14 protein-coding genes are annotated in these 19,972 nt (G+C 72.2%); 8 read left to right on the top strand and 6 right to left on the bottom strand.

Annotated elements, in window-relative coordinates; all coding sequences use genetic code 11:
• Positions 1-13 precede the first annotated feature (13 nt).
• The gene (locus BG482_RS05750; protein ID WP_069767754.1) at positions 14-2,125 is read right to left on the bottom strand and encodes a molybdopterin oxidoreductase family protein; all 2,112 of its coding nucleotides are present in this window, start codon (positions 2,123-2,125) and stop codon (positions 14-16) included.
• Between the two features lie 363 nt (positions 2,126-2,488).
• On the opposite strand from BG482_RS05750, the gene BG482_RS05755 reads away from it, so the two are divergent.
• The 3 genes from BG482_RS05755 (at position 2,489) to BG482_RS05765 (ending at position 6,258) form a co-directional block, all read left to right on the top strand.
• A complete protein-coding gene (locus tag BG482_RS05755) occupies positions 2,489-4,075 on the top strand; it encodes an amino acid adenylation domain-containing protein (protein ID WP_069767755.1) in 1,587 nt (528 codons plus the stop codon).
• Positions 4,072-5,319, top strand: coding sequence for a hypothetical protein (locus tag BG482_RS05760; RefSeq protein WP_069767756.1), 1,248 nt, complete (start codon positions 4,072-4,074; stop codon positions 5,317-5,319). Before BG482_RS05755 ends, BG482_RS05760 begins: the two co-directional genes overlap by 4 nt.
• 171 nt (positions 5,320-5,490) lie before the next feature.
• Positions 5,491-6,258, top strand: coding sequence for an enoyl-CoA hydratase-related protein (locus tag BG482_RS05765; RefSeq protein WP_069767835.1), 768 nt, complete (start codon positions 5,491-5,493; stop codon positions 6,256-6,258).
• Positions 6,259-6,307: 49 nt separating this feature from the next.
• Here BG482_RS05765 and BG482_RS05770 read toward each other — a convergent pair whose 3' ends face one another.
• Positions 6,308-6,985, bottom strand: coding sequence for a vancomycin high temperature exclusion protein (locus BG482_RS05770; RefSeq protein WP_069767757.1), 678 nt, complete (start codon positions 6,983-6,985; stop codon positions 6,308-6,310).
• Between the two features lie 262 nt (positions 6,986-7,247).
• Between BG482_RS05770 and BG482_RS05775 the strand changes: the two genes are divergently transcribed.
• The 4 genes from BG482_RS05775 (at position 7,248) to dnaG (ending at position 13,008) form a co-directional block, all read left to right on the top strand.
• Positions 7,248-8,027, top strand: a complete 780-nt coding sequence (locus tag BG482_RS05775) for a sirohydrochlorin chelatase (RefSeq protein WP_069767758.1) — start codon at positions 7,248-7,250, stop codon at positions 8,025-8,027.
• 137 nt (positions 8,028-8,164) lie between these two features.
• Entirely contained in the window at positions 8,165-9,424 is a 1,260-nt protein-coding gene (locus BG482_RS05780) for a deoxyguanosinetriphosphate triphosphohydrolase (RefSeq protein ID WP_069767759.1), read from the top strand.
• A 228-nt stretch (positions 9,425-9,652) separates the two neighbouring features.
• Positions 9,653-10,918 (top strand): NAD(P)/FAD-dependent oxidoreductase, encoded by a 1,266-nt coding sequence (locus BG482_RS05785; RefSeq protein WP_069767760.1) that lies wholly within the window; start codon positions 9,653-9,655, stop codon positions 10,916-10,918.
• A gap of 188 nt (positions 10,919-11,106) precedes the next feature.
• Positions 11,107-13,008, top strand: coding sequence for a DNA primase (gene dnaG / locus BG482_RS05790; RefSeq protein WP_069767761.1), 1,902 nt, complete (start codon positions 11,107-11,109; stop codon positions 13,006-13,008).
• On the opposite strand, the gene BG482_RS05795 is transcribed toward dnaG, so the two are convergent.
• Positions 12,979-13,995, bottom strand: a complete 1,017-nt coding sequence (locus tag BG482_RS05795; protein ID WP_069767762.1) for a nucleotidyl transferase AbiEii/AbiGii toxin family protein — start codon at positions 13,993-13,995, stop codon at positions 12,979-12,981. The two genes, dnaG and BG482_RS05795, sit on opposite strands and share 30 nt — an antisense overlap.
• On the bottom strand, positions 13,992-14,657 hold the full coding sequence (locus tag BG482_RS05800) for a hypothetical protein (protein WP_069767763.1): 666 nt from the start codon (positions 14,655-14,657) through the stop codon (positions 13,992-13,994). Before BG482_RS05800 ends, BG482_RS05795 begins: the two co-directional genes overlap by 4 nt.
• A 101-nt stretch (positions 14,658-14,758) precedes the next feature.
• On the opposite strand from BG482_RS05800, the gene BG482_RS05805 reads away from it, so the two are divergent.
• Positions 14,759-16,048: an RNA polymerase sigma factor gene (locus BG482_RS05805; RefSeq protein WP_256096272.1), complete on the top strand. Its 1,290-nt coding sequence runs from the start codon at positions 14,759-14,761 to the stop codon at positions 16,046-16,048.
• Positions 16,049-16,152: 104 nt separating this feature from the next.
• On the opposite strand, the gene BG482_RS05810 is transcribed toward BG482_RS05805, so the two are convergent.
• Together BG482_RS05810 and BG482_RS05815 are read right to left on the bottom strand one after the other, a co-directional pair.
• Positions 16,153-18,081: an ABC transporter ATP-binding protein gene (locus tag BG482_RS05810; RefSeq protein ID WP_069767765.1), complete on the bottom strand. Its 1,929-nt coding sequence runs from the start codon at positions 18,079-18,081 to the stop codon at positions 16,153-16,155.
• On the bottom strand, positions 18,081-19,814 hold the full coding sequence (locus BG482_RS05815; protein ID WP_069767766.1) for an ABC transporter ATP-binding protein: 1,734 nt from the start codon (positions 19,812-19,814) through the stop codon (positions 18,081-18,083). Before BG482_RS05815 ends, BG482_RS05810 begins: the two co-directional genes overlap by 1 nt.
• Positions 19,815-19,972: the final 158 nt, after the last annotated feature.

Raw genomic sequence — 19,972 nt, forward strand, 5'->3', positions numbered from 1 at the left:
CCTCTCGTCCGGATCACCCCGCAGACGAAAAGGTGTCCCCGCTCGCCTGCTCGGCGAGTTCCACGCGTACCGCGCAGGACTTGAACTCCGGCATGCGGGAGGTGGGGTCCAGGGCCGGGTTGGTCAGGGTGTTGGCGCGGCCCTCGCCGGGCCAGTGGAACGGCATGAAGACGGTGTCCGGGCGGATGCCCGTGGTGATCCGGGCGGGGGCGACGGCACGTCCGCGCCGGGACACGACCGCCACCCGGTCGCCCTCGGCCGCCCCGAGCCGCGCGGCCAGCCGGGGGTGCAGCTCCACGAACGGGCCGGGGGCGGCGGCGTTCAGCTCGTCCACGCGCCGGGTCTGCGCGCCGGACTGGTACTGCGCGACGACCCGCCCGGTGGTGAGCAGCACGGGGTAGTCGTCGTCCGGCTCCTCGGCGTTCGGGCGGTGCGACACCGCCACGAAGCGGGCCCGGCCGTCCGGTGTGGCGAACCGGTCGAGGAAGAGCCGGGGCGTGCCGGGCGCCGGTTCGTCGTCCGCTGCCGGGCAGGGCCAGAAGACCCCGTTCTCCTCGGCGAGCCTGCGGTAGGTGATCCCCGAGTAGTCCGCGACGCCGCCCGCACTGGCCCGCCGCAGTTCCTCGAAGACCTCCTCGGGCTCGACCGGGAAGCCCTTCTCGACGCCCAGCCGGGCCGCCAGCTCGTGCAGCACCTCCAGATCGCTGCGCACGCCCTCCGGGGCGGTGATCGCCTTCCGGCGCAGCAGGACCCTGCCCTCCAGGCTGGTGGTCGTCCCCGTCTCCTCCGCCCACTGGGTGACCGGCAGGACGACGTCCGCGAGAGCCGCCGTCTCCGACAGCACGACATCGCAGACGGCGAGGAAGTCGAGGGACCCGATGCGCTGCTCGATGTGCGCGGCGTGCGGCGCCGACACCACCGGGTTCGACCCCATGAGCAGCAGCGCCCGGATGTCCGTGCCCAGCGCGTCCAGCAGCTCGTAGGCGCTGCGTCCGGGGCCGGGCAGGGAGTCGGGGTCCACGCCCCACACGCCGGCCACGTGCGCCCGCGCCGCCGGGTCGTCCAGCTTGCGGTATCCGGGGAGCTGGTCGGCCTTCTGGCCGTGCTCGCGTCCGCCCTGTCCGTTGCCCTGGCCGGTCAGACAGCCGTAGCCGCTGAGCGGCCGTCCCGCCCGGCCCGTCGCCAGGCACAGGTTGATCCACGCGCCGACCGTGTCGGTCCCCTTGGACTGCTGCTCGGGCCCGCGCGCGGTGAGCACCATCGCGGCGTCGGGCTCGCAGAACAGCCTCACCGTCTCCCGCAGTTGCGGAACGGACACCCCCGTGATCCGTTCCACGTACTCCGGCCAGTGGGCCATCGCGGCCGCCCGGGCCTCCTCCCAGCCGGTGGTGCGCTCGCGCACGTACTCCTCGTCGACCCGCCCCTCGGCCACGATCAGGTGCAGCAGTCCGAGCGCCAGCGCGAGATCCGTCCCGGGCCGGGGCGCGAGGTGCAGGTCGGCCTGTTCCGCGGTCTTCGTGCGGCGCGGGTCGATCACGATCAACGTGCCGCCGTTGTCCCGCAGTTCGCTGAAGAAGCGCAGCGACGGAGGCATGGTCTCGGCGAGGTTGGAGCCGACGAGGATCACGCATCCGGTCCGCGGGACGTCCTCCAGCGGGAAGGGCAGCCCCCGGTCGAGCCCGAACGCCTTGACGCCGGCCGCCGCGGCGGACGACATGCAGAAGCGGCCGTTGTAGTCGATCTGCGAGGTGCCGAGCACGACCCGCGCGAACTTGCCGAGCGTGTACGCCTTCTCGTTGGTCAGTCCGCCGCCGCCGAACACGCCGAGCGCGTCGGCCCCGTGCGCGTCCCGCACCCGGCCCAGCTCCGCGGCGATCCGGTCCAGGGCCTCCTCCCAGGTGGCCGGGACGAGCGAGCCCCCGGAGCGCACGAGCGGGGAGGTCAGCCGCACCGTGGAGGAGAGCACCGCCGGCGCCGTACGGCCCTTGCCGCACAGCGCGCCCCGGTTCACCGGGAAGTCGGGGCGCTCGACCACCTCGACGCCACCCGTGGGCAGGGGCGACAGGGCCATCCCGCACTGCAGGGCGCAGTACGGGCAGTGGGTGGGCGTCGAGGCGGTCTGCATGCGTTTCAGCGTGCTTCGGCCGTGTTACGCGCCGTGCGGTCTCCTGTTACGGCGGTGTGGTGGTGCCCTCCCCGCCGGTCCGGGGGCCTCGTGAGGAGCGCCGCGACGGGCGCACACCACCCCGGGGGAGTCGCCGTGGACCGTGCGGAGGTTGCCGCTGCGGCGGAAGACGCCCCACGTGACTCATTCCTTGTCGGTAGTTGGCCGGTCACACCTGGTTGAAAGGTGAAGGGACGGCAGTACAGTCGACGCTCACCCTCTCGCACGGCATCGCACGACCCCGTACGGCGTTCGAAATCCCGGGCATGCCGCCGCCCACGGCCATGTCACCGACACTCGAAGCTGCCTGGAGGTCTCTCCACCATGCCTCTGCGCCACCTCACCCCCCGCGACCGGCGTCTTTTCCGGCAGTACGGCCACGGCCCGGCCGTCCCCGTCCCGGATCCGCTGATCCACCACGCCGTCGAACGCCACGCGCTCGCCTTCCCGCACGCGATCGCCGTGGAACACGAGGGAGCGACCCTCACCTACGCGCAGCTCGACCGCCGCGCCGACGCCCTCGCCGCCCGGCTGGCCCGCGCGGGCGTCCGACCCGGCGACCACGTCGGTCTCTTCGTCCGCCGCTCGACGGCGATGGTGGTGGGTCTGCTCGCCGTCCTGAAGGCGGGCGCGGCCTACGTCCCCCAGGACATCGGCATCACCCCCCGCGGCCAGCTCGAGCACGTGGTCCGCACCGCCGCCACCGCCGTCGTCCTCACCCAGCGCGAACACGCGTCGAAGGTCCCGCCAGGCCCGCGCACGATCGGCCTCGACGACCCCGTCGACCACGACGGTCTCTTCGGCGACCCCGGCGGGGACCCTCGCGGCGACCGTCGTGGCGAACCAGCGGCCGGGCCCGCCCCGGCCCCTCGCCGCCACGTCACCCTCGACGACGGCTGCTACGTCCTGTTCACCTCGGGCACCACCGGCCGCCCCAACGGCGTGAAGGTCACCCACCGCAACGTCGCCAACCTCCTCCTGACCGCTCCCGGCGACCTCGGCATCCGTCCCGGCGATCGGGTGGCCCAACTCCTCAACATCGCCTTCGACATGGCGGCCTGGGAGATCCTGGGCTGCCTCGCGCAGGGCGCCACCCTGGTCGTCCGGGGCAGGGACATCGCAGCGACCGCGCGCACGGCCACCGTGCTGATCGCCACCCCGACCGTCCTGTCCGGCATCGACCCGGCGGCCTGCCCGCGGGTGCGCGCGGTGGCCGTCGCAGGGGAGCCCTGCCCGCGCCCGCTGGCCGACCGCTGGGCCCGCCGCGCGGACTTCTTCAACTGCTGCGGGCCCACCGAGACGACGATCGTCAACACGATGAGCCGTCACGACCCGGCCGCCCCGTTGCTGACCATCGGCCGTCCCACCCCCAACAACACCGTGTACGTCCTCGACGCCGACCGCCGCCCCCTGCCGATCGGCGAGGTCGGCGAGATGTGGGCGGGGGGCGCCTGCGTCTCCGCGGGCTATCTGTCCGACGAGGCGCTGAACGCCGAGCGGTACGCCCCCGACCCCTTCCTCGGCGGCGGCCACCGGATGTTCCGCACCCGCGACCTCGGCCGCTGGACCGCCGGCGGCGAGCTGGAGCACCTCGGCCGCACCGACGACCAGGTCAAGGTGCGCGGCTTCCGGGTCGAGCTGGACTCCGTGTCGTCGGTCCTGGAGGGCCTCCCGGGCTGCGCCCGTGCGGTGACCCTCCGGCGGGACGCCCGCACCCTGGTCTCCTTCGTCTGTCCGGCGGACGTCGACCCGGCCGCGGCCCGCCGCGCGGTCGCGGAGGCGCTGCCGTACTACTGCGTGCCCGAAGATGTCATGCCCCTGCCATTTCTGCCGGAGACCGACCGCGGCAAGATCGACAAGCAGGCGCTGCTGCGACTGGCCCAGGGGCGGCCGGCGGTGGGCGCCCGGTGACGACCTCGCTGAACCGGACCCGGACCGAACTTCCGCCTCCCGTGGGAATGTTGCGCCGTCTGCTCAAACACCCCCGGCTGATGCACCACAACCGTCTCGCGGCCCTGGTCGTCGTCCTCAACCTGGGATACGCGTACGCGGGCCGTCCGCTCTCCGACCGGTCCCTGGGCCACGCGGTCCTCGCCAACCTCGCCCTGGCCGTGCTGATCCGCCAGCAGTACGTCGTCAACCTCCTGTTCCGGCTGGCGACTTCGGCCCCCACGCACTGGCCGCTGCGGCTGCGCTGGACGCTCGGCAAGGTCTACCACTTCGGCGGACTGCACGTCGGCGGGGCGCTGGCCGGAGCCGCCTGGTTCCTGGCGCTCACGCTGAGGACGACCGACGGGCCCCTGCGGGCCGTGAGCTGGACGCTGACCGCCCTCCTCGCGGTGATCGTCGCGACGGCGCTGCCTCCCTTCCGCTCCCGCCGCCACGACGCCTTCGAGAGGATCCACCGCTTCGGCGGCTGGAGCGCCCTCGTCCTCTTCTGGACGCACACCCTGATGGCGGCTCCCGGCCCCCTGTCCCTGGCGGTCCTCACCCTCGTGACGGTCAGCGTGGCGCTGCCCTGGCTGCGGCTGCGCCGGGTGGACGTCCGCACCGAACGCCCGTCCGCGCATGTGGCGTTGGCCCGCTTCGACCACGGCGTGACCCCGTTCGCCGGCTCCTCGACCGCGATCAGCCGCAGCCCGCTCAAGGAGTGGCACTCCTTCGCGAACGTCCCGGCTCCCGGCCAGTCGGGCTTCCGGCTCACGATCTCCCGGGCGGGCGACTGGACCGGCTCCTTCATCGACGACCTGCCGACGAAGGTGTGGACGAAGGGCATCACCACCGCCGGCGTCGCCAACATCGAGGTCCTCTTCACGAAGGTGGTGTACGTGGCGACCGGCAGCGGCATCGGTCCCTGTCTGCCCCACCTGCTGGCCGCCGAGGTGCCCTCCCGTCTGGTCTGGGCGACGCGGGATCCCCGTACGACCTACGGCGACGCCCTCGTCGACGAGATCCTCGCCGTCCAGCCGCAGGCGGTCGTCTGGGACACCTCCCGCGACGGCAAGCCCGACATGGTCGCGCTCGCCTACGCCGCATACCGCGACTTCGGCGCGGAGGCCGTGATCTGCATCTCCAACAAGAAGCTGACCTGGCAGGTGGTCCACGGGCTGGAACGACGCGGAATTCCGGCGTACGGCGCGATCTGGGACTCGTGAGGACGTCGAAGACGGCGACGAAGCGGCAGCCCTTGACGGAAACGAACCCGTCACGGAAGACGGAGCCCACGACGGAAGGCGGAGTCCGTGACGGCATCGGACACGGACACGGACACGGACACGGAGACGGACACGGAGACGGACACGGAGACGGAGACGGAGACGGAGACGATGGACAACCTGAAGCTGGAACGTGAGGGCGCGGTCGTTACCGTACGCCTGCACCGCCCGCATGTGCTCAACGCGCTGAACTCCGCGCTGCTCGCCGAACTCCTCGCGGCCCTGGACCCGTTGGACGCGGACCCGACCGTCGGCTGCCTCGTCGTCACCGGGTCGGAGCGGGCCTTCGCCGCCGGGGCCGACATCAGGGAGATGGCGGCGAAGACGGCCGAGGAGATGGCGCACGAGGACTACTTCGGCGCCTGGGAGAAGTTCGCCGATCTGCGCCTCCCGAAGATCGCGGCCGTGAACGGCGTCGCTCTGGGCGGCGGCTGCGAGCTGGCGATGATGTGCGACCTGGTGATCGCCGGGGAGTCCGCGGTGTTCGGTCAGCCGGAGATCGGGCTCGGGGTGATCCCGGGGATCGGCGGCACCCAGCGGCTGACCCGGCTGATCGGCCGGGCCAAGGCGATGGACCTCGTCCTCACCGGCCGCACGATGGACGCACGGGAGGCGGAGGCGTGCGGCCTGGTCTCCCGTGTGGTGCCCGACGAGCGGGTCCTGCCCGAGTCGCTGGCCGCGGCGGCGACCATCGCCTCGTACGGCCGCACCGCCGTCCGGGCGGCCCGCGACTGCGTGGACCACGCCCTGGAGAGCGGCCTGCGCGAGGGCATCCGCCACGAACGACGCGTGTTCCACGCCCTGTTCGCGACCGAGGACCAGAAGGAGGGAATGGCCGCGTTCCTGGAGAAACGCCCCCCGGTGTTCCGGGGGCGGTGACGATCGCGCGGCGGCCTGCGGCACGGCGGCCGCCGATCGACAGGTGGGGTCACCCCGTGGAGCCGAGCGCTCGGGCCACGCCTCGTTCCTTCGGTCCGAGGAAGCGGGGGTCCGGCTCGAACGCCGCGTCCAGGGCTGCCTTGCCGGCCGCGAAGAGCTCCCGCGCGCCTCCGTAGTACCAGGTCACGTCGTGTTTCGCGTCGACCCCCACGCCGTAGGACTCCACCCCCGCCGCCTCGCACAGGGCGACGGCCCGCCGGATGTGGAAGCCCTGGCTGATCAGCACGGCCCGGTCGACGCCGAAGATCTTCTTGGCGCGCACGCACGAGTCCCAGGTGTCGAACCCGGCGAAGTCGCTGACGATCCGTGCGTCCGGTACGCCGTGCCGGACGAGATAGGCCCGCATCGCGTCGGGCTCGTCGTAGTCCTCGCGGCTGTTGTCGCCGGTGACGAGGACGACCTCGATCCGGCCCGCACGGTACAGCTTCGCCGCCGCGTCCAGCCGGTGCGCGAGATACGGCGACGGCTCGCCGTCCCACAGTCCGGCGCCGAACACCACGGCGACCTCGGTGCGCGGCGCGTCGGCGGTCGTGCCCAGCCGGCCGGCCGTGGACACGTACAGCCACGTGGCCGGCAGCAGTGCCAGCACGCACCCGGCCATCACGGCCTGCACCCAGCGGCGCCGACCGGCGCGGGTGCGCGGCAACCGCGGCCGACGGATGTTCATACGGTTTCCCCCAGGATCAGCAAGGCCGAGCAGGCCGAGCACGTCGGGCAGACCGAGCACGTCGGGCAGGTCGGGCACGTCGGGCAGGTCGGGCAGGTCGAAAAGGCTCTTCGGTCCGGAAAGACGCAGTCGGAGGTGATCCGGTTCGGGCCCGCACCACGCGCCGCGCCTCACACCGGCGCGGGACCCGCCGTGAACGGCCGGAAAACACTCGTGACGGTCAGGCAACGGGAGTGCAACCTCGTGCCGTCAGGATGGATGCATGAGCCAGCCAAGCCTCGTCCAGCTCGACGCCCGCCGACGCGCCTGCCGGCCCACGCTGGTCGTCGTCGCCCACGGCAGCCGCGACCCGCGCGCGCTGAGCACCGTCCGCGCCCTCCTGGACGACGTCCGCGCCCGCCGCCCCGGTCTGCCGGTGCGTCTGGGCCACATCGAGCTCAACGAGCCGCTGCTCACGGACACCCTCGCCGACCTCGACGCCCGGGACACTACGGACGCCGTCCTGGTCCCCCTGCTCCTGGCCCGCGGCCACCACGTCAAGCGGGACATCCCCGAGACGGCGGCGGAGGCCCGGGTACGCACGCGCGTGGCCGCTCCGCTGGGCCCGCACCCCCTGCTGGCCGACGCCCTCCTCGCCCGGCTCGCCGAGGCGGGCTGGCGCACCGACATGAGCCGGGCGGAGCGTGCCGCGAGCGCGGTCGTCCTCGCCGCCGCGGGCTCCCGCGACCCGGACTCGGGCGTCGACACCCGCCTTACGGCCCAGCTGCTGGCCGCACGGCTCGGCGTCCCCGTGGTCCCCGCCTACGCGTCCACGGCGACCCCGACGGTCACGACGGCGCTCCGCGCGCTGGCGGCGAGGGGCCGCGAGAGGGTGGCCGTCGCCTCCTGCTTCACCGCTCCCGGCCGCTTCGCGACGGAGTGCGCGCAGGCGGCTCCCTGGATCGCGTCGGCCCCCCTGGGCACCCATCCGGCGATGGCCGAACTGCTGCTCCACCGCTACGACGAGGCCCTCGCGGCGGGGACCGCGAGCAGCGCGGCCTGACGGGGCGCGGGACCGGGCCGACGTTCCGGGCTCCACCGCGCGCGGGCGACGGGCCGCACACGACCCGTGGGCCGCCGGGGAGCGCACCGGCAGCCGGGCGCCGCCCGATTGTCACCCCCGCCGCTTACTGTCGAGACATGCCCTACGACTTGCCGTCAACGGAACGCTGGGCGGCGGAGCCCGACAAGCGCCCCGGCCGCACCGCCTTCCAACGCGACCGCGCCCGCATCCTGCACTCCTCGGCGCTGAGAAGACTCGCCGGCAAGACCCAGGTGGTGACGCCCGGCACCCGCACGGACGCCTGGGACGCCACCCCACGCACCCGTCTCACCCATTCCCTGGAGTGCGCCCAGGTCGGGCGGGAGCTCGGCGCGGCCCTGGGCTGCGACCCCGACCTGGTCGAGGCGGCCTGTCTGTCCCACGACCTCGGCCACCCCCCGTTCGGCCACAACGGCGAACAGGCGCTCAACGACTTCGCGCGGGACTGCGGCGGCTTCGAGGGCAACGCCCAGTCGCTCAGGCTCCTCACCCGCATCGAGCCCAAGCGCTTCACGCCCGAGGGCTCCGTGGGCCTCAACCTCACCCGCGCCGCCCTCGACGCCGCCACCAAGTACCCCTGGTCCCGGGGCGCCCACCCGGCCGATCCGGCCTCCCCCAAGTTCGGCGTCTACGAGGACGACAGGCCCGTCTTCGACTGGGTCCGCAAGGAGGCCCCCGGCACCCGCACCTGCTTCGAGGCGCAGGTCATGGACTGGGCCGACGACGTGGCGTACTCGGTGCATGACGTGGAGGACGGCCTGCACGCGGGACACATCGATCCCAACTGCCTGCACGCGGAGCCCGAACGCGAGGAGGTCTTCCGGGTCGCCGTCGGCCGGTACGTCCCCGCCGGCACCGACCCGGCCGAGCTCGCGGCCGCCCTCGACCGCCTCCAGGACCAGCAATGGTGGCCGCACGGCTACGACGGCACGGCGGCCGCCCAGGCCCGCCTCAAGGACGCCACCAGCCAGCTCATCGGCCGTTTCTGCCTCGCCGCCGAGGGCGCCACCCGTGCGCGGCACGGCACGGGCCCCCTCACCCGCTATGCCGCGGAACTCGTCGTACCGCACGAGACGCGCCTGGAGTGCGCGGTCCTCAAGGCGGTGGCCGACCGGTACGTCATGCAGCGCGCCGAGCAGGAACTGCTGCGCGCCGACCAGCGCGTCGTCATCAGCGAGCTCGCCGACGCCCTCACCGCGCGCGCCCCCGACGGCCTGGACCCCCAGTTCCGTGCCCTGTTCGACCGGGCGCCCGACGACCGCGCCCGCAAACGCGTGGTCGTGGACCAGATCGCCTCCCTCACCGACGCCTCCGCGCGCTCCCTGCACGCCCGGCTCACCGGGCGCACGAGACCGTGACCGAGGGCATGATCGGAGGGCTTGACCGAAGGCATGACGAAGGGCGTGACGGCGTTCGTGACCGAGGCCGGGCCCGGTGCGCCCAAACGGGCCCGAACGGGCACCCGCACGCCTTGATCGGGCACGTCCCCCTTCCCCCATCACGCTCCGTGCGGGACGCTCGCATGTGGCGGCACGCACAGTGTCATCTGGGGGACACCCCCCAGACCCCCGGGTAGGAGGCATCACGTGGTCGACGCGGATCAGACATTCGTCATCGTCGGAGGAGGCCTGGCCGGCGCCAAGGCGGCCGAGACGCTGCGGGCGGAGGGTTTCACCGGCCGCGTGATACTGATCGGCGACGAACGAGACCACCCCTACGAGCGGCCGCCGCTGTCCAAGGGATATCTGCTCGGCAAGGACTCGCGCGAGAGCGTCTTCGTGCACGAGCCCGCCTGGTACGCGCAGAACGACATCGAGCTGCACCTCGGGCAGACCGTCGACGCGATCGACCGCGTCGCGAAGACCGTCCGCTTCGGCGACGACGGCACGCTCGCCCACTACGACAAGCTGCTCCTCGCCACCGGCGCCGAACCCCGCAGGCTGGACGTCCCCGGCACCGACCTCGCGGGCGTGCACCATCTGCGCCGGCTCGCGCACGCCGAGCGCCTCAAGGGCGTCCTGGCCGCCCTCGGCCGCGACAACGGACACCTGGTGATCGCCGGCGGCGGCTGGATCGGCCTGGAGGTCGCGGCCGCGGCCCGCGAGTACGGCGCCGAGGTCACCGTCGTCGAACCGGAGCCCACCCCGCTGCACGGGGTGCTCGGCCCGGAGCTGGGCGCGCTCTTCGCCGACCTGCACCGCGAGCACGGCGTCCGCTTCCACTTCGGCGCCCGGCTCACCGAGATCGTCGGCCAGGACGGCATGGTCCTGGCGGCCCGCACCGACGACGGCGAGGAGCACCCCGCCCACGACGTCCTCGCGGCGATCGGCGCGGCCCCGCGGACCGCGCTCGCGGAGGCTGCGGGTCTGCAGCTGGCCGACCGCGCCCACGGCGGGGGCGTGGCGGTGGACGCCTCGCTGCGCACCTCCGACCCGGACGTCTACGCGGCCGGCGACGTCGCGTCCTTCCCGCTCGGCCTCTTCGACACCCGGCTGCGGGTGGAGCACTGGGCCAACGCCCTCAACGGCGGCCCGGCGGCCGCCCGCGCGATGCTCGGCAAGGCCGTCGCGTACGACCGCGTGCCCTACTTCTTCTCCGACCAGTACGACCTGGGCATGGAGTACAGCGGCTGGGCCCCGCCGGGCACGTACGACGAGGTCGTGATCCGCGGCGACGCGGGAAAGCGGGAGTTCATCGCGTTCTGGGTCAAGGAGGGCCGTGTCCTGGCCGGGATGAACGTGAACGTGTGGGACGTCACAGAGCCGATCCAGAAGCTGATCGCCTCACGGACCGCCGTGGACACCGAGGCGCTGGCCGACCCCCATGTGCCGCTGGAGAGCCTCGGCGTCTAGCGGCCACGCCCGCCGACGCCCGGCGCCGCCCCGGGTCCGCGCCGCGTTGCGCGGGCCCGGGGCGCCGGCCGGGGTGTGCGGGCCGGGTGTGCGGCTGGTCGCGTCCGCGCGGCGCCCCCGCACCGGTCACGGCCCGCGCCCCCGCTCCGCTCGCCGGAGATGTCGGCGCACCCCCGTAGAATCACCACGTGGCAGGACGGATCAACGACGAGGACGTGAAGGCTGTTCGGGACGCGGTCCCGATCGACGCCGTGGTGTCCGAGTACCTCCAGCTGCGCAACGCGGGCGGCGGCAACCTCAAGGGCCTGTGCCCCTTCCACGACGAGAAGTCGCCGTCGTTCCAGGTCAGCCCGAGCAAGGGGCTCTTCCACTGCTTCGGCTGCCAGGAGGGCGGCGACACCATCACGTTCGTGATGAAGGTCGACCACCTCACCTTCTCCGAGTCGGTCGAGCGCCTCGCCGCCCAGGCCGGCATCACCCTGCGCTACGAGGAGGGCGGCTACAACCCCGCCCACCAGCGCGGCGAACGCATCCGCCTGGTCGAGGCCCACAAGGTCGCCGCCGACTGGTACGCCGAACAGCTCGCGGTGAGCCCCGAGGCCGACACCGGCCGGATCTTCCTCGCCGAGCGCGGCTTCGACCAGGCCGCCGCCGTCCACTTCGGCGTCGGCTACAGCCCCCAGGGCTGGGACCACCTCACCCGCTTCCTGCGCGGCAAGGGCTTCACCGACAAGGAGATCCTCCTGTCCGGGCTCGCCCAGGAGGGCCGCCGCGGACCCATCGACCGCTTCCGGGGCCGTCTGATGTGGCCCATCCGCGACATCGGCGGCGAGGTCGTCGGCTTCGGCGCGCGCAAGCTCTACGAGACCGACAACGGGCCGAAGTACCTCAACACCCCCGACACCGCGATCTACCGGAAGTCCCAGGTCCTCTACGGCATCGACCTCGCGAAGAAGGACATCGCCAAGTCGTCCCGCGCGGTCGTCGTCGAGGGGTACACCGACGTCATGGCCTGCCATCTCGCGGGCGTCACCACCGCCATCGCGACCTGCGGCACGGCCTTCGGCGGCGACCACATCAAGATCCTGCGCCGGCTGCTGATGGACAACGGCAGCGCCCGCGTCATCTTCACCTTCGACGGCGACGCGGCCGGCCAGAAGGCGGCCCTGCGCGCCTTCGAGGACGACCAGAAGTTCGCCGCCGAGACGTACATCGCCATCGCGCCGGACAACATGGACCCCTGCGACCTGCGCCTCGCCAAGGGCGACGAGGCGGTCGCCGACCTCGTCGAACCCCGCACCCCCCTCTTCGAGTTCGCGCTCCGCCAGATCGTCGTGCGCTACGACCTCGACACCCCGGCGGGCCGCGCCGCCGCGCTCGACGAGGCGGCGCCGATCGTCGCCCGCATCAAGAACAGCGGAGCCCAGCACGAGGTCGCCGTCCAGCTCGCCGGCATGCTCGGCATCCTGGACACCCAGTTCGTCGTCAAGCGCGTCGCCCAGCTGGCCCGTTGGGCCCGCGACCGCGGCGGCAAGGGACCCGCGCCGGCCGGCCGCGGCCCGCAGCCCTACGACGCCGCCCCCCGGTCCGCCGCCGGCGGCCCCGCCCTCAACCTCCGCAACGCCGTCTACGCCACCGAGCGCGAGCTGCTCAAACTCGCCCTGCAGCGCCCCGAACTGGTCTCCCCGGCGTTCGACGCGTACGGCGTCGACGAGTTCACCGCGGCCCCCTACGCCGCCGTACGCCAGGCCATCATGGACGCGGGCGGCGCCGAGTGGGGCGTCCAGGACGGGCCGGAGTACCTGGTACGGGTCCGGGATGCCGCGCCCGACGACACCGTACGGGCGATGGTGACCGAACTCGCGGTCGAGGCGATCATGCGCAAGACGGTGGACGAGATGTACGCCGGCGCCCAGCTGGTCACGGTCCGCCGCCGCGCCGTCGAGCGCCGCATCCGCGACGTCCAGTCCCAGCTGACCCGGCTGGGCGGCGGCGACGACCCCGCCCGGCTGGCCGCCGTGCAGAACGAGCTGTGGGTGCTGCAGCAGTACGACCAGACCCTACGGGAGCACGGTGCCGCCGCCCTGTGACGGTCCCTCGAAGGTCGGCGTCACCGCCCGCACCAGCCGCTCCGCGAACTCCCGCTCGTCGTCAGCGAACCGCGGGTACTCGGTGACGAAGTGGTCCCACTCGACGTACCCGACCGCCTCCACCACGTCCTCCAGCAGGATCTTCTCCCGGTGCCGTTTCGGCCACTCGCCGGAGAGCCGGAACACCTCGTGCAGCACTTCCCGGCGAAGCGGGTGCCGTTCGGCCAGCAGCACGGCGTCGTACAGGTCCTTGCCCTGCGCATAGGTGTCGTTGATGATCCACATCAGCTTCCAGGCCAGTGACAGCTCCGGCGTCGCCGCCCACACGACCGCACCGGGCGCCGGCTCCGCCGGCTCCGGCTGCACGGGCAGCCGCTCGTTGAAGACGAAGTCGAGCTGGACATGGCCGCCGGGCAGCCCCGGCGCGCTCCACGGCAGGACCATGCGCCGTCCCGGCACCCGCTCGTAGGTCCAGATGTCCTCGACCACCGCGCCGTCCGCGGAGACCGTGACGCCCTCCCCGTGCGCGTCGGCCGTCGTGCGGGCCGCCTCCGCGATCTCCGCCAGCATCCGGCCGGTCCGCTCGTGGGTGATCTTCCAGGTGTGGGGTACGACGACGAAGTCCAGGTCGCCGGGCTCGCGTGCGGCCCCGCCGAACCACGCCGACATCAGCACGCTGCCGCGCAGCACCAGTGACTCCACCCACTCCGACGCGGCGATCGCGGCGAGCACGAGATCCAGCGCCCGGCGCCGGGCCTCCCGCCAGGCCTCACCACGGGCCGGATCGGCGAAGCTCGGGTCGGTCGCCCGGTAGGCGTTGGAGTGGTGCTTCATGGCCGGGTCGAAGACCGGGCGCTGCCGCACGTCGTCACCCGCCACCCACTGCAGGGTGCTCGGCAGGTCCTCCCGCACACGGGTGGCCTCGTCCAGCGGTACCCGGGGGATCTCCTCGGACCGCCACCCGAAGCCCCGCCAGGTCCCGCTCATCCCCGCACCCCCGAAACCGCCACCGTCTCCTCGATCCATCCCTCGTCCACCGACACGTCACTGTCGTGGAGTACGAACTCCCTTTCCACGGAAAGCACTTCGCATCCTCTCAGCTCGGCCAGCAGTCGCTGCAGAGCGAGCTCCGCGCCTTCGGCGTCCACCCCACGGCACCGCTGCGTCACGAACCGCTCGTGAAGGCCGCCGCCCCCCACGCGCCGCGCGTTCCACGACAGGTGGGCGCGGTGCGGCACGACCCGCGCGGCCAACGTGAGCAGGTCGGCGTCCGCGGTGAGCCGCAGCTTCACATGGTGTTCGAAGTACCGCTCGTCCTCGCAGGGCAGCAGCGGTACCTCGGGAGCCCACGGAGTCGACTCGGTCTTCACGCGCACGGGGTGGAAGCCGTCCGTGACGAGCCGTGCCACCACATCCCGCGCCCGGGCCGACGCCTCGGCCCAGGACCGGCCACCGGACAGCGTGAGCATGGGCTGTTCGCGCATCCGACCCCGGGCCAGCACGATGTGCGTCAGCTTGAGACCGGCCGCGGCCGCCCAGCGGCTCAGCCGCCGCGACTCGTCGGGGCCGGTGCAGCGCACCGTCACATGCGTTTCGTACAGGGAAGCGGACACCGGCGCATCGTTGCAGAACAGGAGCGGGACGGGCATCCGGGTTTCCGGTCGTGACGACGCGGCGGTCACCGGACGAACGCAAAAAGTCACCGCACGCCCCTCGTGGCGAGGTTGTGTCGTACCCCACACTGGTCCCGGTGCCTGAGTCCTCGGAGCGGCCCCCCGGCGTAGCGCCGCCGCTCACCTCAGCAGCGATCATCCTGGAGGTCGCCCCCGTGCAGACCCAGACCCTGACCCAGACCGACCGCACTGCCGACAACCGCACTGCCGACAGCCCGACCGACGCCACGGAACCGGACGCCGACACCGACGTCCTGGCCGCGGTCCCGCCGCAGCACCGCGCCGCGCACCACCCCGAGACCGAGCCCGAGGCGGATGCCGAGGCCGACGTCGAAGCCGAAGCCGAGCCCGAAGACGAGGCAGAGCCCGCCGATCCGCCCGCCGAGGCTCTCGAGGAGGGCCCGGAACCCGAGCCCGTCGAGACCCCGCCCCGGGCCCGGGCCACCGACAGCGGCAGCCCCTCCTCGGACCTGTTCCGGCAGTACCTGCGCGAGATCGGCCGGATCCCGCTGCTCACCGCGGCCGAGGAGGTCGAGCTCGCCCGTCGCGTGGAGGCGGGCCTGTTCGCCGAGGAGAAGCTGAGCGGCGCCTCCGACCTGGACAGCGAACTGGCCCTGGACCTGGACCGGTTGGTCGTCATGGGCCGGATGGCCAAACGCCGCCTCATCGAGGCGAACCTCCGGCTCGTCGTGTCCGTCGCCAAGCGTTACGTCGGCCGCGGGCTCACCATGCTCGACCTCGTGCAGGAGGGCAACCTCGGCCTCATCCGCGCCGTCGAGAAGTTCGACTACGCCCGCGGCTACAAGTTCTCCACCTACGCCACCTGGTGGATCCGCCAGGCCATGTCCCGCGCGCTGGCCGACCAGGCCCGCACCATCCGCGTCCCGGTCCATGTCGTCGAACTGATCAACCGGGTCGTCCGCGTCCAGCGCCGCATGCTCCAGGAACGCGGCTACGAGCCCACCCCCGAAGAGGTCGCCGGCCAGCTCGACCTCCCGCCCGGGCGGGTCGGCGAGGTGCTGCGCCTGGCCCAGGAACCGGTCTCCCTGCACGCCCCGGTGGGCGAGGAGGACGACGTGGCCCTCGGCGACCTCATCGAGGACGGCGACGCGGCCAGCCCCGTCGAGTCGGCTGCGTTCCTGCTGCTGCGCGAGCACCTGGACGCCGTGCTCTCCACGCTCGGCGAACGCGAGCGGAAGGTCGTCCAGCTCCGCTACGGACTGGCGGACGGCCGCCCGCGCACCCTGGAGGAGATCGGCCGCATCTTCGGCGTGACGCGCGAGCGGATCCGGCAGATCGAGTCGAAGACGCTGAACAAGCTGAGGGACCACGCGTTCGCGGACCAGCTCCGCGGCTACCTGGACTGAGCCGGAGCGGCCCCGCGGAGCCGCTCGCCGTCCCCCGACGCGAGCGGCCCCCGGACGCCATCGGCCCTGGGGCGGGCGGGCCTCCGGGCGAAGAGGCCCGAGGGCTAGTCCACCTCGGCCACCGCCTGGGCGAACTGCGCCTTGTACAGCCTCGCGTAGGCGCCGTCGGCCGCGAGCAGTTCGGTGTGGGCGCCCTGCTCGACGATCGAGCCGTTCTCCATCACCAGGATCGTGTCGGCGTCCCGGATGGTCGACAGCCGGTGCGCGATGACGAACGACGTCCGCCCGTGCGCCAGCTTGGCCATCGCCTTCTGGATCAGCACCTCGGTGCGGGTGTCGACGGAGCTGGTGGCCTCGTCGAGCACCAGGATCGTCGGATCGGACAGGAACGCCCGCGCGATGGTGATCAGCTGCTTCTCACCGGCGCTGACCCCGCTGCCCTCGTCGTCGATCACGGTGTCGTAGCCGTCGGGCAGGGTGCGCACGAACCGGTCGGCGTGCGCCGCCCGCGCCGCCTCCTCGATCTCGCCCCGGGTGACGTCCCGGGACGCGCCGTACGCGATGTTCTCCGCGATGGTGCCGCCGAACAGCCAGGTGTCCTGCAGGACCATGCCGATCCCGGCGCGCAGCTCGTCGCGGGACATCCTCGCGATGTCCACGCCGTCGAGGGTGATGCGCCCGCCGGAGACGTCGTAGAACCGCATGAGCAGGTTCACCAGCGTCGTCTTGCCGGCGCCCGTCGGCCCGACGATGGCGACCGTGTTGCCGGGCTCCACCGTCAGGGACAGGTCCTCGATCAGCGGCTTCTGCGGGTCGTACCGGAAGGACACGTTCTCCAGCGCCACCCGCCCGCGCAGTTCCGCGGGCCGCTCCGCCGCCACCGGGTCCGCCTCCTGCTCGTCGGCGTCCAGGAGCTCGAAGATCCGCTCGGCCGAGGCCACGCCCGACTGCACCAGGTTCGCCATCGACGCGAGCTGCGTCAGCGGCATCGAGAACTGGCGCGAATACTGGATGAACGCCTGCACATCGCCGATGGACAGGGCGCCCGACGCGACGCGCAGCCCGCCGACCACCGCGACCAGCACGTAGTTGATGTTCGACACGAACATCATCAGCGGCTGCATGACCCCGCTGTTGAACTGCGCCTTGAACCCGGCCTCGTACAGCGCGTCGTTCTGCTCGGCGAACTGCTGCGCCGACTCGTCCTGGCGGCCGAAGACCTTCACCAGCGTGTGGCCGGTGTACATCTCCTCGATGTGGGCGTTGAGCTTGCCGGTGGTGCGCCACTGCTGCACGAAGTGCGGCTGCGACCGCTTGCCGACACGCGTGGCGACCAGCGCCGACAGCGGCACCGTCACCAGCGCGACGAGCGCCAGGATCCACGACACCCAGAACATCATCGCCAGCACGCCGACGACGGTCAGCAGCGAGTTGACCAGCTGGCCCATCGACTGCTGGAGCGTCTGCCCGATGTTGTCGATGTCGTTCGTCGCGCGGGAGAGGACCTCGCCGCGCTGCCGCTTGTCGAAGTACGACAGCGGCAGCCGCGACAGCTTCGTCTGCACGTCCTCGCGCATCCGGAACATCGTCCGGTTGACGGCCCTGTTGACCAGGCGTGTCGCCACTGCCATCAGCAGACCGGCGACCAGGAAGACACCGACCGCGAACAGCAGGATCTGGCCGACGGCGTCGAAGTCGATGCCCTTGCCGGGCGTGAAGTCGGTCCCCTTGAGCATGTCGGCGACACCGCTGTCGCCGCGCTCGCGCATCGAGTCGAGGACCTGCTCCTTGCTCGCACCGGCCGGCATCTGCCGCCCGACGATGCCCGCGAAGACCAGGTCGGTGGCCTTGCCGAGGATCTTCGGCCCGACCACGCTGAGGCCGACGCTCAGGACGACGCACGACAGCATCGCGGACAGGGTGAGCCGTTCCGGCTTGAACCGGGCGAGCAGCCGCCTGCCGGACACCTTGAAGTCCAGAGTGCGGCTCTCGGGGCCGCCGCCGGCCATCATGCGCCCCATGGGCCCGGCCATCAGGCTGCCTCCGCTTCCGTGAGCTGGGAGAGCACGATCTCCCGATAGGTCTCGTTGTCCGCCATCAGCTCCTGGTGCGAGCCGACTCCGACGACCCGGCCCTCGTCGAGGACGATGATCCGGTCGGCGTCACGGATGGTCGCCACCCGCTGGGCGACGATCACGACGGTCGCCTCCGCGGTCTCCCGGCCGAGAGCCTCGCGCAGCGCAGCGTCGGTGGCGTAGTCGAGAGCGGAGAAGGAGTCGTCGAAGAGGTAGATCTCCGGCCGCTGGACGAGCGTCCTGGCGATGGCGAGCCGCTGCCGCTGGCCGCCGGAGACGTTGGTGCCGCCCTGGGCGATGGGGGAGTCCAGCCCGTTCTCCAGCTTGCTGACGAAGTCCCTGGCCTGCGCCACCTCCAGCGCCTGCCACAGCTCCGCGTCGGTTGCCTCGGGATTGCCGTAGCGCAGGTTGGTCGCGACCGTGCCCGCGAACAGGTACGGCTTCTGCGGTACGAGTCCGACGGTCCTCGCCAGCAGCGCGGGTTCGACCTCGGCCACGGGGACACCGTCGACCAGGACCTCGCCCTCGGTGGCGTCGAACAGCCGGGGTACCAGCCCGAGCAGAGTGGACTTGCCGCTGCCGGTCGAGCCGATCACGGCCGTCGTCTCACCGGGGCGGGCCACCAGATCGATGCCCTTGAGGACGGGTTCCTCGGCCCCGGGATAGCGGAACCCGCCCGCCCGGATCTCCAGATGCCCGTGCCGGCGCAGCTCGGTGACCGGCGCCGACGGCGGCACCACGGACGAGGAGGTGTCCAGCACCTCCTGGACGCGCTCCGCGCACACCTCCGCGCGCGGCACCATCATGAACATGAAGGTGGCCATCATCACGGACATGACGATCTGCATCAGATAGGAGAGGAACGCGGTCAGATCACCGATCTGCATCCCGCCGCTGTCGATCCGGTGGGCCCCGAACCAGACCACCGCGATCGACGACAGGTTCACCGTCGTCATGACCACCGGGAACATCAGCGCCAGCAGGTTGCCGGTCTTCAGCGACATGTCGGTGAGGTCGGCGTTGGCCTTGCGGAACCGCTGCTGCTCGTACTCGTCCCGGACGAAGGCGCGGATCACCCGGTTGCCGGTGATCTGCTCGCGCAGCACCCGGTTCACGGTGTCCAGCCGCACCTGCATGGACCGGAACAGCGGACGCAGCCGCCGCACGATCAGCGTCACGCAGACGCCCAGCGTGGGCACCACGGCGACCAGCACCCCGGACAGCGGCACGTCGAGTCCGAGCGCCAGCACGATGCCGCCCACGCACATGATGGGCGCCGACACCATCAGCGTGAACGTCATCAGGGCCAGCATCTGGATCTGCTGGACGTCGTTGGTGGTCCGGGTGATCAGCGAGGGCGCGCCGAACTGGCCGACCTCGCGGGCGGAGAAGGACTGCACCCGGTCGAAGACGGCCCCCCGTACGTCGCGGCCCAGCGCGGAGGCGGTCCTCGCGCCGAAGTACACGGCGCCGATGTTGCACACGACCTGCGCCAGCGAGACGGCGATCATCACACCGCCGAAGGACACGATGTACCCGGTGTCCCCCTTGACGACACCGTTGTCGATGATGTGGGCGTTCAGCGTGGGCAGGTAGAGGGTGGCGCAGGTCTGCAGCAGTTGCAGCAGCACCAGCAGGCTGATGGGTTTTCGGTAGGGCCTGAGGTAGGTCCTCAGCAGTCGTATGAGCACGCTACGTCTCTCGGAGTCGGCGGGAGAGGCATTGGTTGCCCCTGGCCCCTATCGTCGGACACTCCCCCCGCGTTACCTCAACCCATTAAGCCGGCAGCAGTGCTTTTACAGCCGTCTTCACAGGCTTCGACCGCGCACGGCGGCACACCGGACGCACC

Origin of the sequence: Streptomyces sp. LUP30 (assembly GCF_001746365.1) — a bacterium.
Taxonomy (GTDB): domain Bacteria; phylum Actinomycetota; class Actinomycetes; order Streptomycetales; family Streptomycetaceae; genus Streptomyces.

Excerpts from the sequence above, each read along its gene's own strand:
- BG482_RS05750 (WP_069767754.1), bottom strand. The coding sequence starts at position 2,125 with ATGCAGACCGCCTCGACGCCCACCCACTGCCCGTACTGCGCCCTGCAG.
- BG482_RS05755 (WP_069767755.1), top strand. The coding sequence starts at position 2,489 with ATGCCTCTGCGCCACCTCACCCCCCGCGACCGGCGTCTTTTCCGGCAG.
- BG482_RS05765 (WP_069767835.1), top strand. The coding sequence starts at position 5,491 with ATGGACAACCTGAAGCTGGAACGTGAGGGCGCGGTCGTTACCGTACGC.
- BG482_RS05770 (WP_069767757.1), bottom strand. The coding sequence starts at position 6,985 with ATGAACATCCGTCGGCCGCGGTTGCCGCGCACCCGCGCCGGTCGGCGC.
- BG482_RS05775 (WP_069767758.1), top strand. The coding sequence starts at position 7,248 with ATGAGCCAGCCAAGCCTCGTCCAGCTCGACGCCCGCCGACGCGCCTGC.
- BG482_RS05780 (WP_069767759.1), top strand. The coding sequence starts at position 8,165 with ATGCCCTACGACTTGCCGTCAACGGAACGCTGGGCGGCGGAGCCCGAC.
- BG482_RS05795 (WP_069767762.1), bottom strand. The coding sequence starts at position 13,995 with ATGAGCGGGACCTGGCGGGGCTTCGGGTGGCGGTCCGAGGAGATCCCC.
- BG482_RS05800 (WP_069767763.1), bottom strand. The coding sequence starts at position 14,657 with ATGCCCGTCCCGCTCCTGTTCTGCAACGATGCGCCGGTGTCCGCTTCC.
- BG482_RS05810 (WP_069767765.1), bottom strand. The coding sequence starts at position 18,081 with ATGGCCGGGCCCATGGGGCGCATGATGGCCGGCGGCGGCCCCGAGAGC.